At 41.4% G+C, this 14341-nt stretch carries 13 protein-coding genes; 7 read left to right on the forward strand and 6 right to left on the reverse strand.

Going from position 1 to position 14341, the window contains the following annotated elements; genetic code table 11:
- Positions 1-752: 752 nt before the first annotated feature.
- From arcA to CTN07_RS21230, 7 genes are all read left to right on the forward strand, one after another.
- A complete protein-coding gene (gene arcA / locus CTN07_RS21200) occupies positions 753-1973 on the forward strand; it encodes an arginine deiminase (protein WP_005301370.1) in 1221 nt (406 codons plus the stop codon).
- Between the two features lie 74 nt (positions 1974-2047).
- Positions 2048-2959 (forward strand): carbamate kinase, encoded by a 912-nt coding sequence (arcC, locus tag CTN07_RS21205; RefSeq protein ID WP_005301372.1) that lies wholly within the window; start codon positions 2048-2050, stop codon positions 2957-2959.
- Positions 2960-3083: 124 nt separating this feature from the next.
- Positions 3084-4094, forward strand: a complete 1011-nt coding sequence (locus CTN07_RS21210) for an ornithine carbamoyltransferase (RefSeq protein WP_005301373.1) — start codon at positions 3084-3086, stop codon at positions 4092-4094.
- Positions 4095-4600: 506 nt separating this feature from the next.
- Positions 4601-5530, forward strand: a complete 930-nt coding sequence (pyrB, locus tag CTN07_RS21215; RefSeq protein ID WP_005301374.1) for an aspartate carbamoyltransferase — start codon at positions 4601-4603, stop codon at positions 5528-5530.
- A 19-nt stretch (positions 5531-5549) separates the two neighbouring features.
- Positions 5550-6014 (forward strand): aspartate carbamoyltransferase regulatory subunit, encoded by a 465-nt coding sequence (gene pyrI, locus CTN07_RS21220; RefSeq protein ID WP_005301380.1) that lies wholly within the window; start codon positions 5550-5552, stop codon positions 6012-6014.
- A 366-nt stretch (positions 6015-6380) separates the two neighbouring features.
- Complete coding sequence (locus CTN07_RS21225; protein WP_036764439.1) at positions 6381-6872, forward strand: arginine repressor; 492 nt, start codon at positions 6381-6383, stop codon at positions 6870-6872.
- A gap of 130 nt (positions 6873-7002) precedes the next feature.
- Positions 7003-7389: a RidA family protein gene (locus tag CTN07_RS21230; RefSeq protein WP_005301381.1), complete on the forward strand. Its 387-nt coding sequence runs from the start codon at positions 7003-7005 to the stop codon at positions 7387-7389.
- 73 nt (positions 7390-7462) lie between these two features.
- Here CTN07_RS21230 and idi read toward each other — a convergent pair whose 3' ends face one another.
- The 6 genes from idi to CTN07_RS21260 all read right to left on the reverse strand — a co-directional run bounded on the left by idi (position 7463) and on the right by CTN07_RS21260 (position 14264).
- A complete protein-coding gene (idi, locus tag CTN07_RS21235) occupies positions 7463-7993 on the reverse strand; it encodes an isopentenyl-diphosphate Delta-isomerase (RefSeq protein ID WP_036764441.1) in 531 nt (176 codons plus the stop codon).
- Between the two features lie 98 nt (positions 7994-8091).
- Entirely contained in the window at positions 8092-8814 is a 723-nt protein-coding gene (locus tag CTN07_RS21240) for a 1-acylglycerol-3-phosphate O-acyltransferase (RefSeq protein ID WP_005301382.1), read from the reverse strand.
- Positions 8815-8963: 149 nt separating this feature from the next.
- On the reverse strand, positions 8964-11228 hold the full coding sequence (gene parC / locus CTN07_RS21245) for a DNA topoisomerase IV subunit A (RefSeq protein WP_005301383.1): 2265 nt from the start codon (positions 11226-11228) through the stop codon (positions 8964-8966).
- 68 nt (positions 11229-11296) lie between these two features.
- Entirely contained in the window at positions 11297-13180 is a 1884-nt protein-coding gene (parE, locus tag CTN07_RS21250; protein WP_005301384.1) for a DNA topoisomerase IV subunit B, read from the reverse strand.
- Positions 13181-13368: 188 nt separating this feature from the next.
- Positions 13369-13947: an esterase YqiA gene (yqiA, locus tag CTN07_RS21255; RefSeq protein WP_005301385.1), complete on the reverse strand. Its 579-nt coding sequence runs from the start codon at positions 13945-13947 to the stop codon at positions 13369-13371.
- The gene (locus tag CTN07_RS21260; RefSeq protein WP_249030820.1) at positions 13947-14264 is read right to left on the reverse strand and encodes a metallophosphoesterase family protein; all 318 of its coding nucleotides are present in this window, start codon (positions 14262-14264) and stop codon (positions 13947-13949) included. Before CTN07_RS21260 ends, yqiA begins: the two co-directional genes overlap by 1 nt.
- Positions 14265-14341 lie beyond the last annotated feature (77 nt).

The raw sequence follows: 14341 nt of genomic DNA on the forward strand, positions 1-14341 counted from the left end.
TGCTTCTGCTTCTGCTTCTGCTTCTGCTTCTGCTTCTGCTTCTGCTTCTGCTTCTGCTTCTGCTTCTGCTTCTGCTTCTGCTTCTGCTTCTGCTTCTGCTTCTGCTTCTGCTTCTGCTTCTGCTTCTTAGATTATCTATTTATATCTCATAACCTAAAGAAATATTGATATTTATATTACCAAGTGAATATAAATATATTTCTTATCAGATATCACTTATGAAAATAATTATTTCTAGCACGATAAATCCACTAAAAATTTAAAATAAAAAGATGAAAATCAATTTGTATTAAAACTACAAAAAACAAAAAAGATAATTTAATTAAAAAAATAATAAGAAATATTCCGCTAATTCTTATCTAAATCCATATAGTCACCCATAAAAACTGCATAACTTTATTTTTTCATCATATATGCCACAAATTGCACCTTGAATAATATTTCCACCACCCAAATCAAACCATTAAAAATCAATAACTTAAAAATCAACAACTCATTATAAACCCAAGAAAGATACATAAAATCCCAGCGATGAAATTGAATAACGAAATACTGAAATTGTTAAATAATGCAATAACTTAGGATATTAAATAGGGATTTAAATTGTGACAAAGATCCAAGACTAATATTCTCGAATAAGTAAAATCAATTACAGAAAGACGAGATTACAAATCTTAATTAAGCAACACTATTAAATATATAATTAAATAAGCTGGCATGATGCTGGCAAATAAATATAGAGAGATACGATCATGAGTAAGTTCTATGTAGGTTCTGAAATCGGTCAATTACGCCGAGTTCTTGTTCATCGTCCAGAGCGCGCTCTTAGCCTTTTAACACCATCAAACTGTCACGAATTATTGTTTGATGATGTACTCGCTGTTGAGCGTGCTGGCGAAGAACATGATGTCTTCGCAAAAGTACTTGAAGAGCAAGGCGTTGAAGTAATGCTTCTTCATAACCTACTAGCAGAAACACTTGCGGTACCAGAAGCCAAAGAATGGCTATTAACTTCGCAAATTTCAGTGAATCGTTTTGGTCCAACATTCGCAAATGATATTCGTTGTTTCCTAGCGGATATGCCAAACGATGAGCTAGCTGCAATCCTTCTTGGTGGCTTAAGCTACGCAGAACTACCATTTAAGTCTTCATCAATGATGCAAGGTCTTCACGCACCATACGACTTTATCATTGAACCACTACCAAACCACCTATTTACACGTGACACTTCTTGCTGGGTTTATGGTGGTGTATCTATCAACCCAATGGCAAAACCTGCTCGTCAGCGTGAAACAAATCACCTTCGCGCTATCTACCGCTGGCACCCAACCTTCGCAGGTCAAGACTTCATTAAATACTTCGGTGATGAAGAGAAGATCTACGACAACTCAACCATCGAGGGCGGTGACGTTCTTGTTATTGGTAAAGGTGCGGTTCTTATCGGTATGTCTGAGCGTACAACACCACAAGGTGTTGAGCAACTTGCATCAAGCCTATTCAAGCATGGTCAAGCAAAACAAGTTATTGCAATGGAGCTACCAAAACACCGTTCTTGCATGCACTTAGATACTGTTATGACTCACATGCGTGAAGATACCTTCTCTGTATACCCAGAAGTGGTACGTAAAGATGTTAAATGCTGGAGCCTAACTGGCGATGAGTCAGGCACTGTGAAAGCAACAGAAGAAGATTACTTTGTAACCGCTATCGAAAAAGCACTAGGTGTAGGTCAATTGAACCTTATCACAACAGGTGGTGATAGCTTCGAAGCTGAGCGTGAGCAGTGGAATGACGCAAACAACGTTCTAACTGTGAAACCAGGTGTTGTCGTTGGTTATGAGTGCAACACTTACACTAACGAGAAATACGACAAAGCCGGTATCACTGTACTACCAATCCCTGGTGACCAACTTGGTCGTGGTCGTGGCGGTGCTCGCTGCATGAGCTGCCCAATTGAGCGTGACGGTATCTAATCCCGTCGAACAACCACAACCTATTCTGGCCAGTCGCTGCTGGCCAGAATCTAGAAACCAAGAGAGATAGTACTATGGCAAAGCAAACTGTTGTTGTTGCACTTGGCGGTAACGCTCTACTGCGCCGCGGTGAACCACTAGAAGCTGAAATTCAACGTCAAAATATTGCAACTGCGGCAAAAACCATTGCGCAGATTGCGGAAGAATACAATGTAGTTCTTGTTCACGGTAATGGCCCACAAGTTGGTTTATTAGCCCTACAAGGACTGGAATTTAAAAAAGTAGCGCCATACCCATTAGATGTATTGGGTAGCGAAACTCAAGGCATGATCGGTTACATGCTAATGCAAGAACTGAAGAACTTACTTCCAGAACAAAATGTTTCTTGCATGCTAACTCAAATGAGTGTGGATCCTAACGATCCAGCATTTGCCGACCCAACTAAGCCTATTGGTCCTGTTTATGATGAAGCTGAAGCTCGTGAAATGGCAGAAAAATACCATTGGACAGTTAAGCCAGATGGCCAGTACTTCCGTCGAGTAGTACCAAGCCCATTACCAACAGGCATCATTGAAAAAGATGCGATCAATACACTTATCGAGAACGATCACTTAGTGATTTGTACTGGCGGTGGTGGTATCCCAGTTAAACATGAAAATGGTCAACTAGTTGGGGTTGAAGCCGTTATTGATAAAGATATGTCAGCAGCCTTCTTAGCAAAACAACTTGAAGCTGATGCGCTACTGATTTTAACCGATGCCGATGCTGTGTACTTAGACTGGGGTAAACCAACTCAAAAAGCGCTAAGCAGCACAACACCGTCTGAACTAAGCCAATACACCTTTGATGCAGGCTCTATGGGTCCAAAGATTGAAGCATCCTGTGAGTTCATTAAACAAGGTGGCAAATTGGTAGGTATTGGCTCTCTAGCAGACGGCTTGCGCATTCTGAAAGGGGAACGCGGTACAAATATTATTGCTGAATAATAGAATAATTATTCACAAAAAATACAATAGTGATATAACAATAGATAATCAGTTGGGTTATAAGTTAAACAACTAAACACTTTTACCTAACTTGAGAGATACCGATTATAGAAGGAATTACAACATGGCTTTTAATCTTCGCAACCGCAACTTCCTAAAACTATTAGACTTCACTCCTCGCGAAATTCAGCACCTATTAGAACTATCAGCTGAATTGAAAAAGGCGAAGTATAACGGTTATGAACAGCCACGTTTAACCGGTAAAAATATTGCTCTAATTTTTGAAAAAACTTCAACTCGTACTCGTTGTGCATTCGAAGTTGCTGCATTTGACCAAGGTGCTCAAGTTTCTTACTTAGGCCCATCTGGCTCTCAAATCGGCCACAAAGAATCAATGAAAGATACTGCTCGTGTACTAGGACGTATGTACGATGGTATCGAATACCGCGGCTTTGGTCAGGATATCGTTGAAGAGCTAGGCAAATACGCTGGTGTTCCTGTATGGAACGGCCTAACTGACGAATTCCACCCAACACAAATTCTTGCTGACTTCCTAACTATGCAAGAGCATGCTCGTGGTAAACAACTACACGAAATCACTTTCGCTTACCTAGGCGATGCACGCAACAACATGGGTAACTCTCTAATGGTTGGTGCTGCGAAGATGGGTATGGACATTCGCCTAGTTGCACCTAAAGCTTTCTGGCCTGAAGAGCAGCTTGTTGCTCAATGCCGTGCTATCGCAGCTGAAACAGGTGCTAAAATCACAATGACTGAAGACGTTCAAGAAGGCGTTCAAGGTTGTGATTTCCTATACACTGACGTATGGGTATCTATGGGTGAAGCAAAAGAAGCTTGGGCAGAGCGCATCAACCTAATGCTTCCTTACCAAGTCAACATGGATGTTATCAAAGCAACAGGTAACCCACATGTTAAATTCATGCACTGCCTACCTGCATTCCACGGTGAAGACACTACTGTAGGTAAAGAGCTAGCGAAAGAATACCCAGTACTAGCAAAAGGTGTAGAAGTTACAGATGAAGTGATCGAGTCTGACTACTCTATCGTATTTGATGAAGCAGAAAACCGTATGCACACCATCAAAGCTGTTATGGTAGCAACACTGGGTCAATAATTACTCTCTTGAGTTTTTAAAGCTCAACTACTTAATGCCGGCCGCAAAGGTCGGCATTTTTTTATGTTCTATTAGGGTTATCCTTGTGCATTTGTAACGGATTACATTGAAATTCATCATGCATACTCCACGCATTCAAAAATCTAACCAAATCCATAATTACATTATAAAATCAAACATATAACATCAAAAACATCTTTAGTTATAATGCATAGAAAATTGCATAATATTCCATTTTATGAATAGTTTACGCAAACGCTTGCGCTAACAAAAAATGGGGGTATAATCCTTCGCAATTTGTCTAGAGAGAGAGAAAAAATGCGCCAGTTAGCTTATTACAGCTCAACACCAAATCGCCAAAAGTTTGCGGCGGTTGCATTTTTTGTTTTTCCTATTATTCGTAAAAAAAGCCTCCTTTAATAAGGGGGCTTTTTTTTGTCTGAAGCACACCAATATCGCTTTAGGCAATCAATAGTCAACATAGTGATCATAAGGGAAGAGAAGCCATGCCGAATTCGCTGTTTCAAAAGCACATTATTTCAATCCCAGAGTTTACTCGAGATGAGCTTGAACTTGTTGTTGAGACTGCTGGCAAACTAAAAGCAGAGCCCAATCCAGAACTGCTAAAAAACAAGGTTGTTGCTAGCTGCTTTTTTGAACCATCTACTCGTACTCGCCTATCCTTTGAAACGGCAGTACAACGTCTAGGCGGTACCGTTATCGGTTTTGATAATGGCGGCAATACATCACTGGCTAAAAAAGGAGAAACCTTAGCTGACTCAGTACAGGTTATCTCTTCATACGTTGATGCTTTTGTTATGCGCCACCCTCAAGAAGGTGCCGCTCGTCTAGCCTCTGAATTCTCCAACGGCGTTCCAATTATCAATGGTGGTGATGGCGCAAACCAACACCCAACACAAACCCTACTGGATCTCTTTACCATTCAAGAGACTCAAGGCCGTCTTGATGACATCAGTATCGCTTTTGTTGGTGACTTAAAATACGGTCGTACTGTTCACTCACTGACTCAAGCACTGTCGAAATTTAATAATGTTCGCTTTTACTTTATCGCTCCTGAAGTATTGGCTATGCCTGAATACATTTGTGAAGAATTAGATGATGCAGGTATTACTTACAGCTTACATTCAAACATTGAAGAAGTACTGCCAGAGCTGGACATTCTGTACATGACTCGCGTGCAAAAAGAACGCTTTGATGAATCAGAATATGCCCACATTAAATCAGCTTTTGTCCTTAACGCTAAAATGTTAGAAGAAGCACGCCCAAATATGAAAGTAATGCACCCATTACCTCGTATTGATGAAATCACAACAGATGTCGATAAAACACCACATGCTTACTATTTCCAACAAGCAGAAAACGGTGTGTACGCTCGCCAAGCTCTATTGGCACTGGTTTTGAACGAACAACTTTAAGCGCAGGGAGATAAGAATCATGGTTAAAGAAAATAAACTACAGGTAGAAGCGATTAAAAATGGTTCCGTTATTGACCATATCCCTGCAAATATCGGCATCAAAGTATTAAAACTATTTGGTATGCATAAAGCCAACCAACGCATTACTGTTGGCTTAAATTTGCCATCATCTGCGTTAGGCGCAAAAGATCTGATTAAGATTGAAAATATCTACATCACAGAAGAGCAAGCAAACCAACTTGCTCTGTATGCACCAAAAGCAACGGTAAACCAAATTGAAAATTACGAAGTTGTAAAGAAACTAGCACTGTCTTTACCTGAGCAAATTCACGCAATCTTCAAATGCCCAAACAGCAACTGTATCTCTCACGGTGAGCCGGTCGACAGCAGCTTTAAGGTATTAAAGAAGAATGATGATGTTCAGCTAAAATGCCGCTATTGCGAAAAAGTATTCTCACGCGAAATCGTCACTGAGTGTAACTAAGCAAATTAACCCCATAAAATTTCAAGCCTGCTCGGTCAAACTTGCAGGCTTTTTTGCATTTTATTCACTCAGATCAGCACCTTTCTAATCAAGATAATCATCTATCTTCACTTTCGTTTAACGCTAAAAATTCATCTCATTTAGGATAACTAACAATAATATAGCGAAAACAGCAGTTTATTATTTGGTGACATTGGTCAAACAACCATCGTGTAGTTATTGTTATTATTCTTATGAAAGATCATGCATTTCTTACAACAATAATAATCAAGGATGAAACGGATTTTTCCCTAACGGTGAAGAAGTTTAGTCCATTCTTGGCATGTGATTATAAAATTCCAATAAACCTATAATAAGGAGCTGCCCGTGAACGGATACGATACCCACGGCGCACAAGATTACGTCATTGATGACAATATCGCCACCGCTTGTAAGCGTTTACTACAACAACAAAGTTTTGTTACCCAAGATGATATTCGCCAAAAATTGATTGAGCTAAATTTTAAGGATGTCAGTCAATCAACTGTATCTCGTCTGTTATCACGCCTTGGGGTGGCGAAGGTCCCTAATGCCTATGGCAAAAAAGTCTATTGCCTAACGGTAGAAAAAGAACAAGTCCAAGTAGGTTCTTCTATTGCCTCTCAAATCGAGTTTATCACCCATAACCAATTGGTGGTGGTGGTAAAAACCCATCCAGGTAGTGCTCAATTAATTGCTCGCCTTATTGATATTCAACCCCACGCCGATATTCTTGGAACCGTTGGGGGTAATGATACGGTGATGATTGCCCCAAGAGATATTAACCGCATCGAAGAGTGCGAAAAGGTCGTTAAAACAAGATTAGGTTATCTAAACTGATCACCGTTTCGCTATAAGCTTGGTCAGTTAACATCAAAGTCTTTGACCTTATGTATTTTGCACTGCAAACTAGCCATCTGAGAGTTAATCTCATTATTTATTTTTACGATCCAAACAAAAAGGTTTTGTAATGACTAAAGTTCTACATACAGATAACGCACCTGCTGCTATCGGCCCTTATGTACAAGGTGTTGATCTTGGTAACATGGTTCTGACTTCAGGCCAAATCCCTGTAAACCCAGCAACAGGTGAAGTTCCAGAAGCAATTGCAGAACAAGCTCGTCAATCTCTAGACAACGTTAAAGCCGTTGTAGAGGCTTCAGGTCTTCAAGTTTCTGATATCGTAAAAATGACAGTCTTTGTTAAAGATCTTAATGATTTTGCAGCTGTTAATGAAGTGTACGGTAACTTCTTTGATGAGCACAATGCCCCATATCCAGCACGCTCTTGTGTGGAAGTAGCTCGTCTACCTAAAGATGTTAAAATTGAAATTGAAGCAATCGCTGTTCGTAAATAATTTACGTCAGAGATAACAAAAAAACGCCAATAACATCAAGTTGTTGGCGTTTTTTTATTCTATTGAATTTAGCTTATCGATATTGTTTAACCGCAGTAAAAACATCACTAAACCAAGCGGTAAATAATGGCGTTGGTAGAGACATTCCCTGTTCAATTTCTGCCTCAGACCACCAGCGATAAGCCATAACCTCTTGCGGGTTAGGATTTACCACAACATTTGGGGTTGATGCGACCAAAATATGGTCTAGTTCATGCTCAACAAGTTCATTATCAAGTTGAGCGCGATAACAAAAATGACCTATATCGGTTAGCTCAAAATCGGCAACAATTCCCATCTCTTCTTGTAAGCGGCGAATACCAGCCTGTTCAATTGTTTCATTCAATCTAGGATGTGAACAGCAGGTATTGGTCCATAACCCACCACTGTGATATTTATTCATTTCTCGTTGTTGCAATAGATACTCTCGACCTAACTCAGTATCTCGATACAACAACACCGAAAATGCCAAATGCAAGTCACCATCCAAGTGAGCCTGCATCTTCTCTTTTAATCCTTGATATTGTCCCTGCTCATCAACGAGTACAACTTGTTCTTCTGTCATCGCCTGATCTTTTATTATCATGAGTCAAAATAACAAAAAGGACATAGCAATACTTATGTCCTTTATTAAATATAGTTCTGAATGATGCGAATTAATAATTAGTGGCTGCGAGCCTTTGCTTCTGCATTTAGTTCATTCAATTTCTGTTCCATCATGGTGCGGCACTCATCAGATAGTTTACGCACATCTTCTTTGCTTAAACCATCAGTCGATACCGCAGGCATCACTTCAACAATTACCACACCATTATCCCAACGATTTAGCTTCACATGTTCTGTCGAGCTACATACGATTGGTACAACAGGTACATTAGCGCCAATTGCGGCATGAAATGCACCGGTTTTAAAAGGTAATAATCCACGGCCACGAGAGCGAGTTCCTTCAGGGAACATCCACACCGATACTTTGTTTTGCTTAATTTTCTCAACAACCTGACCAATGGTTCCAACCGCTTTGCTACGGTTTGCGCGGTCGATCAAGATGTTGCCCGTGATCCAGTACAACTGACCAAATAGAGGCATCCAAACTAAGCTTTTTTTACCAACCGTTACGGTACGTGGCATGATCGCACCAGATACAGTAAATAAATCATAATTGTTTTGGTGGTTGGCGATATACACAGCAGGACCGACTTTATCAGCGCCATCTGCATAACGAAATTCGAGTTTAATACCTAAAACACGCGACATTTTACTGAAAATGCGACCAAAGGTATAAACGTGCTTAGGATTTCGCGGGCTTAATAAACAGTAGCCACAACCAAAAACGAAAGTCACGATAGCGAAAATTGCCACGGCAATAATGCGTAACAAAAAAATCATTCTACATCTCCTCAGCGTACAAGCGTTCGCTAGTATACCCAGAAGATGAAAAATTACACTCTTTTCATCTGGTTTATCTCAATAACTTAGTCTAAAAACAACAAAGCCCTCACAGTGAGGGCTTTAGAATTCCATAAACTTGCAGCAAATTATTCTTCTTCAGGTGTTGCTGGCGAAGAAAACTCAATGTGAGTCACTCGCTGTAATCCACGAGGTAAGATACTGCCTCGACGACCACGTTCACCACGGAAGTTATCAAGATCACTTGGCTTTAAGGAGAGCTTACGTTTACCAGCATGCAGTGTTACTTGAGCGCCATCATGCAATACTTGTAAATACGATAAGAATTCTTCACGCGATTTCGAACGGGCAGCCGGAATATTGATGATCTTATTACCCTTACCTTTACCTAACTGCGGTAAATCTTTAATTGGGAATAACAACATACGGCCTTCATTCGTGATTGCTAAGATCTGATCATGCTCGATATCTCGGATCTCTTGTGGTGCCATCACTTGTGCATTTTCTGGTAACGTAAGTAGCGCTTTACCGCTCTTATTCTTCGATACCATGTCGCTGCTCTTACAGATAAATCCGTAACCTGCATCCGATGCCATCAACCACAATTGCTCGTCTTCCGCCATCATCACCTGCCGCATATTTGAACCAGGAGTTAGGTTCAAGCGACCAGTAATCGGCTCACCTTGGCTACGAGCTGAAGGTAAAGAGTGAGACTCTAAAGCGTAGCTTCGACCATCAGAACCTAAGAAAATAGCTGGCTGATTACTCTTACCGCGAGCATGAGCTAAATAACTATCACCTGATTTATAACTTAGGGTACTTGGATCTACCTCATGACCTTTAGCATGACGAATCCAGCCTTTTTCCGACAACACAACCGTAATCGGTTCACTTGGGATCAAGTCTCGCTCAGTTAGCGCTTTTGCTTCTGCACGTTCAACCATAGGCGAACGACGATCGTCACCATAAGTTTCAGCATCAGCTAATAACTCTTTCTTAATTAAGGTATTAAGGCGACGCTCAGAACCAAGTAGCTTCTCAAGATGTTCTTTCTCTTTTGACAGTTCATCTTGCTCACCGCGGATCTTAATCTCTTCTAATTTGGCTAACTGGCGTAATTTAATCTCTAAAATCGCATCAGCTTGAATTGCAGTCAGATCAAAACGGCTCATTAATTCAGCTTTTGGATCATCTTCACTGCGAATGATCTCAATCACTTCATCAATATTTAAATATGCCGCAAGCAAACCTTCTAAGATATGTAAACGAGCAGTCACTTTATCTAAGCGGTGCTGAAGACGACGACGTACTGTAATACGGCGGTATTCTAACCACTCAGAAATAATACTAACTAACCCTTTAACTTGAGGGCGGCCATCAAGACCTAGCATATTTAAGTTAACGCGAAAGCTCTTTTCTAAATCGGTTGAAGCAAACAGATGATTCATCAGCTGCTCACAATCAATGCGGTTAGAACGTGGAACTACAACGATTCGAGTTGGATTTTCATGATCAGATTCGTCACGAAGATCTTCAACCATTGGCAGTTTCTTAGCTCGCATTTGGGTTGCAATCTGCTCAAGCAATTTTGCCCCAGATACCTGATGTGGCAATGAGGTAATAACGATATCGCCATTTTCCTTATGCCAAACTGCACGCATCTTAATACTGCCACGACCGGTGCGGTACACTTTCTTCAGTTCCGCTTTTGGCGTGATGATCTCAGCTTCCGTTGGATAATCAGGCCCTTTAACAAATTCCATCAGCGCATCAAGATCCGCTTTAGGATTGTCAATCATATGAACTGCAGCTGCTGCTACTTCACGAGCATTATGAGGTGGAATATCGGTCGCCATACCTACGGCAATACCTGTTACACCATTAAGCAAAATATGCGGAAGGCGTGCAGGTAACATCTTTGGCTCTTTCATGGTGCCATCGAAGTTAGGTTGCCAATCTACTGTACCTTGCCCCAATTCAGATAACAGTACTTCTGAAAAACGGGACAGACGAGATTCGGTATAACGCATCGCAGCAAATGATTTAGGATCATCGGGAGCACCCCAGTTACCTTGACCATCAACCAAAGGATAACGGTAAGAGAAAGGCTGGGCCATTAATACCATTGCTTCGTAACAAGCAGAGTCACCATGAGGGTGGTATTTACCTAATACATCACCTACAGTACGAGCAGATTTTTTATATTTTGCCGTTGCACTTAAGCCAAGTTCAGACATGGCATATACAATACGGCGTTGTACGGGTTTTAGACCATCGCCAATAAATGGCAACGCACGGTCCATAATGACGTACATTGAATAGTTTAGGTATGCGTCTTCAGTGAACTTGCGCAAAGGCAACTGTTCAACGCCATCCATTGTCATATCGGTCATCGTCGATAATCCAGTTAATTGGTTCTACGTAAGTGCACAATCACACTTCAAAGTAAAAGCTTGAGATATTACATCTCTGCCATATCGCCTTTTTCTTGTAACCAGTGACGACGGTCTTCTGCTCGCTTTTTACCTAGCAGCATGTCCATCATTTCATTGGTTTGCTCATCATCATCAATGGTTAGCTGTACCAGGCGACGAGTATTTGGATCCATAGTCGTTTCACGCAGCTGCAGTGGGTTCATTTCACCCAAACCTTTAAATCGCTGCACATTAACTTTGCCTCGCTTACCACTTAAGCGCTCTAAAATGACATTTTTTTCTGCTTCATCTAGGGCGTAATGCACTTCTTTACCCAGATCGATACGATACAGAGGTGGCATAGCAATAAATACGTGACCTGCGCGAACTAACGCTTTGAAGTGCTTCATAAATAGAGCACACAATAAGGTTGCGATATGTAAACCATCGGAGTCCGCATCGGCAAGTACACAAATCTTACCGTAACGTAATCCACTCAGATCATCGCTGTCAGGATCGATACCCAGAGCCACAGAAATATCATGCACTTCTTGTGATGCTAAGACCTGATCGGCAGAGACTTCCCAAGTATTTAGGATCTTACCTCGCAACGGCATAATGGCTTGATACATACGATCGCGTGCTTGTTTTGCCGAACCACCTGCCGAGTCACCCTCAACTAAGAACAGTTCAGTACGGTTCAAATCCTGTTGCGAACAGTCAGCCAATTTACCCGGAAGAGCCGGACCTGAAGTGATTTTTTTACGTACCACTTTTTTGCTGGCACGCATACGTCGATGTGCATTGGCAATACACACTTCTGCCAATTGCTCAGCTAACTGTGGGCGCTCATTTAACCATAAGCTAAAGGCATCTTTTACTACGCCAGAAACAAACGCTGCACACTGACGAGAAGAAAGGCGTTCTTTGGTTTGACCTGCAAATTGCGGATCTTGCATCTTAACGGATAGGACGTATGCACAGCGATCCCAGATATCATCTGCGGTTAACTTTACTCCGCGAGGTAATAGATTGCGGAACTCACAGAATTCACGCATGGCATCTAGTAGACCTTGGCGTAGACCATTAACATGGGTACCGCCTTGTGCAGTTGGGATCAAGTTAACATAGCTTTCCGTGATCAGCTCACCACCTTCTGGTAGCCATAAAAGCGCCCAATCAGCAGCTTCTGTTTGACCACTAAATGATCCGGTAAATGGTTCTTCTGGTAATAAAGTAAACCCTTTAACACCTTCTGCCAGATAGTCTTTTAAACCATCTTCGTAGCACCAGCGGTAGTTCTCACCATTGACTTTGTCAGTAAAGACAATTTCAAGCCCAGGACAAAGAACGGCTTTGGCTTTTAAGTTATTACGCAGACGTGAGACAGAAAATTTTGCGCTATCAAAATATTTTGCGTCAGGCCAAAAGTGAACACGGGTTCCTTTTGCGCGACGACCACAAGTGCCAATAACTTCAAGTTCAGACACCTTATTACCGTGTTCAAAGGCAATCTGGTATATCTGCCCATCGCGTTTTACGGTCACTTCTACACGGTTAGATAAGGCGTTTACGACCGAAATACCTACCCCGTGTAAACCACCTGAAAATTGGTAGTTTTTGCCAGAGAATTTACCACCGGCATGGAGCTTACATAAGATAAGTTCAACACCAGAGACCCCTTCTTCAGGGTGAATATCAACTGGCATTCCTCGGCCATCATCAACAACTTCAAGCGACTGATCAGCATGAAGGATCACTTCGACTTTGCGAGCGTGACCTGCCAATGCTTCATCGACACTGTTATCGATAACTTCTTGACCCAAATGGTTGGGACGGGTCGTGTCGGTATACATACCTGGACGACGACGAACTGGCTCTAATCCATTAAGAACTTCAATGGCACCAGCGTTATAACTTTGATCTGTCATATCACGGAAATTTCAAGAAATTTTTGGCAACAATAGTCAGTAACCCTAGCAGTATTGTCAAGCTAGGGTCATATTCGTAATCACGTTTTGTGAGTTTAATCTGCAGTTACCGCATGCGATAACATTAAGTACAAGACAAGTTATTTAGCAAATCGCGCACCTAGTTAGGCACTATTGTATCCGAGTTACTATAAACCTAAAAATTGGATTATCTCTGCAGGGAATCGTTCAAATTGAACAAAGCTGTGATCACCCTGTTTTTCAATCAGTTGGCGGCACAACGTATATTTTTCTACCGCTTGACGATAATCAAGAACTTCGTCACCTTCTTGCTGAAGTAACCAAATAAGTTCTGGATGTACAATATTATTCACATCCATCGCTTTAAGTTCATCCATATGGTGAGGAGCAAGAACGTACTGCTCTTGAGTATAGGGGTTTTGCTGTGGTCCTAAATAATCGACCAACAGCTCATAAGGTTTTACGGCAGGATTCACCACAACAGCAGGCAGCAGATAACGCTGAGACAACCAAGTTGCAATATAGCCGCCTAATGAACTTCCAACTAAGCCTAACTTATAATCAGGTAAATAAGTCTGCACAAGTTCATCAATATATTCCGCAGCCTGTTGCGGGTAACTAGGCAGGCGCGGTACTACAACTTTGATATCCGGTCGACATTCACGGCAATAGTTTGCCATGATCTCAGCTTTCATCGATTGGGGAGAGCTGTTAAAGCCATGAATATAAAGAAGTAGTGGTTTCATTAATATCCTGCCGAATTAAGGTCTGGCGCAAATTGATCATTCGCCAAACGATGGATTTGCGTATGTACGTCACCTTGAGGTGTTAACTCAAGATATCGCCAACCCGGTGCTTTTGAATCTAACGCAAAATCATCAGAGTCTGGCAGAAATTGAATACAGGTTGATGGCGTAGCTAGTACTCGTACACCTTGTCTCATGCAATCCAACTCTTGATGAATATGGCCACACAGCACCGATTTAACTTTGGCCGGATAACGCGCTAACACTTTGTAAGTCCCATTTAGAAATGTCATGTTTGAGCCAGATTGAAATGTCATGTTGAACTAACTTCAAAAGACGCTTTTTCTTTGCTGTTTTGGAGCCTGTGGATGTTGTTAACCATGACTGATAATGA

It is taken from the genome of Photobacterium damselae (genome assembly GCF_003026815.1).
Taxonomy (GTDB): domain Bacteria; phylum Pseudomonadota; class Gammaproteobacteria; order Enterobacterales; family Vibrionaceae; genus Photobacterium; species Photobacterium damselae.

Coding starts and splice junctions, on each gene's coding strand:
- CTN07_RS21260 (WP_249030820.1), bottom strand. CDS start 14,264: ATGACATTTCAATCTGGCTCAAACATGACATTTCTAAATGGGACTTAC.
- pyrI (WP_005301380.1), top strand. CDS start 5,550: ATGGTTAAAGAAAATAAACTACAGGTAGAAGCGATTAAAAATGGTTCC.
- CTN07_RS21210 (WP_005301373.1), top strand. CDS start 3,084: ATGGCTTTTAATCTTCGCAACCGCAACTTCCTAAAACTATTAGACTTC.
- parE (WP_005301384.1), bottom strand. CDS start 13,180: ATGACAGATCAAAGTTATAACGCTGGTGCCATTGAAGTTCTTAATGGA.
- arcA (WP_005301370.1), top strand. CDS start 753: ATGAGTAAGTTCTATGTAGGTTCTGAAATCGGTCAATTACGCCGAGTT.
- CTN07_RS21230 (WP_005301381.1), top strand. CDS start 7,003: ATGACTAAAGTTCTACATACAGATAACGCACCTGCTGCTATCGGCCCT.
- arcC (WP_005301372.1), top strand. CDS start 2,048: ATGGCAAAGCAAACTGTTGTTGTTGCACTTGGCGGTAACGCTCTACTG.
- parC (WP_005301383.1), bottom strand. CDS start 11,228: ATGACCGATATGACAATGGATGGCGTTGAACAGTTGCCTTTGCGCAAG.
- yqiA (WP_005301385.1), bottom strand. CDS start 13,947: ATGAAACCACTACTTCTTTATATTCATGGCTTTAACAGCTCTCCCCAA.
- CTN07_RS21240 (WP_005301382.1), bottom strand. CDS start 8,814: ATGATTTTTTTGTTACGCATTATTGCCGTGGCAATTTTCGCTATCGTG.
- pyrB (WP_005301374.1), top strand. CDS start 4,601: ATGCCGAATTCGCTGTTTCAAAAGCACATTATTTCAATCCCAGAGTTT.
- idi (WP_036764441.1), bottom strand. CDS start 7,993: ATGACAGAAGAACAAGTTGTACTCGTTGATGAGCAGGGACAATATCAA.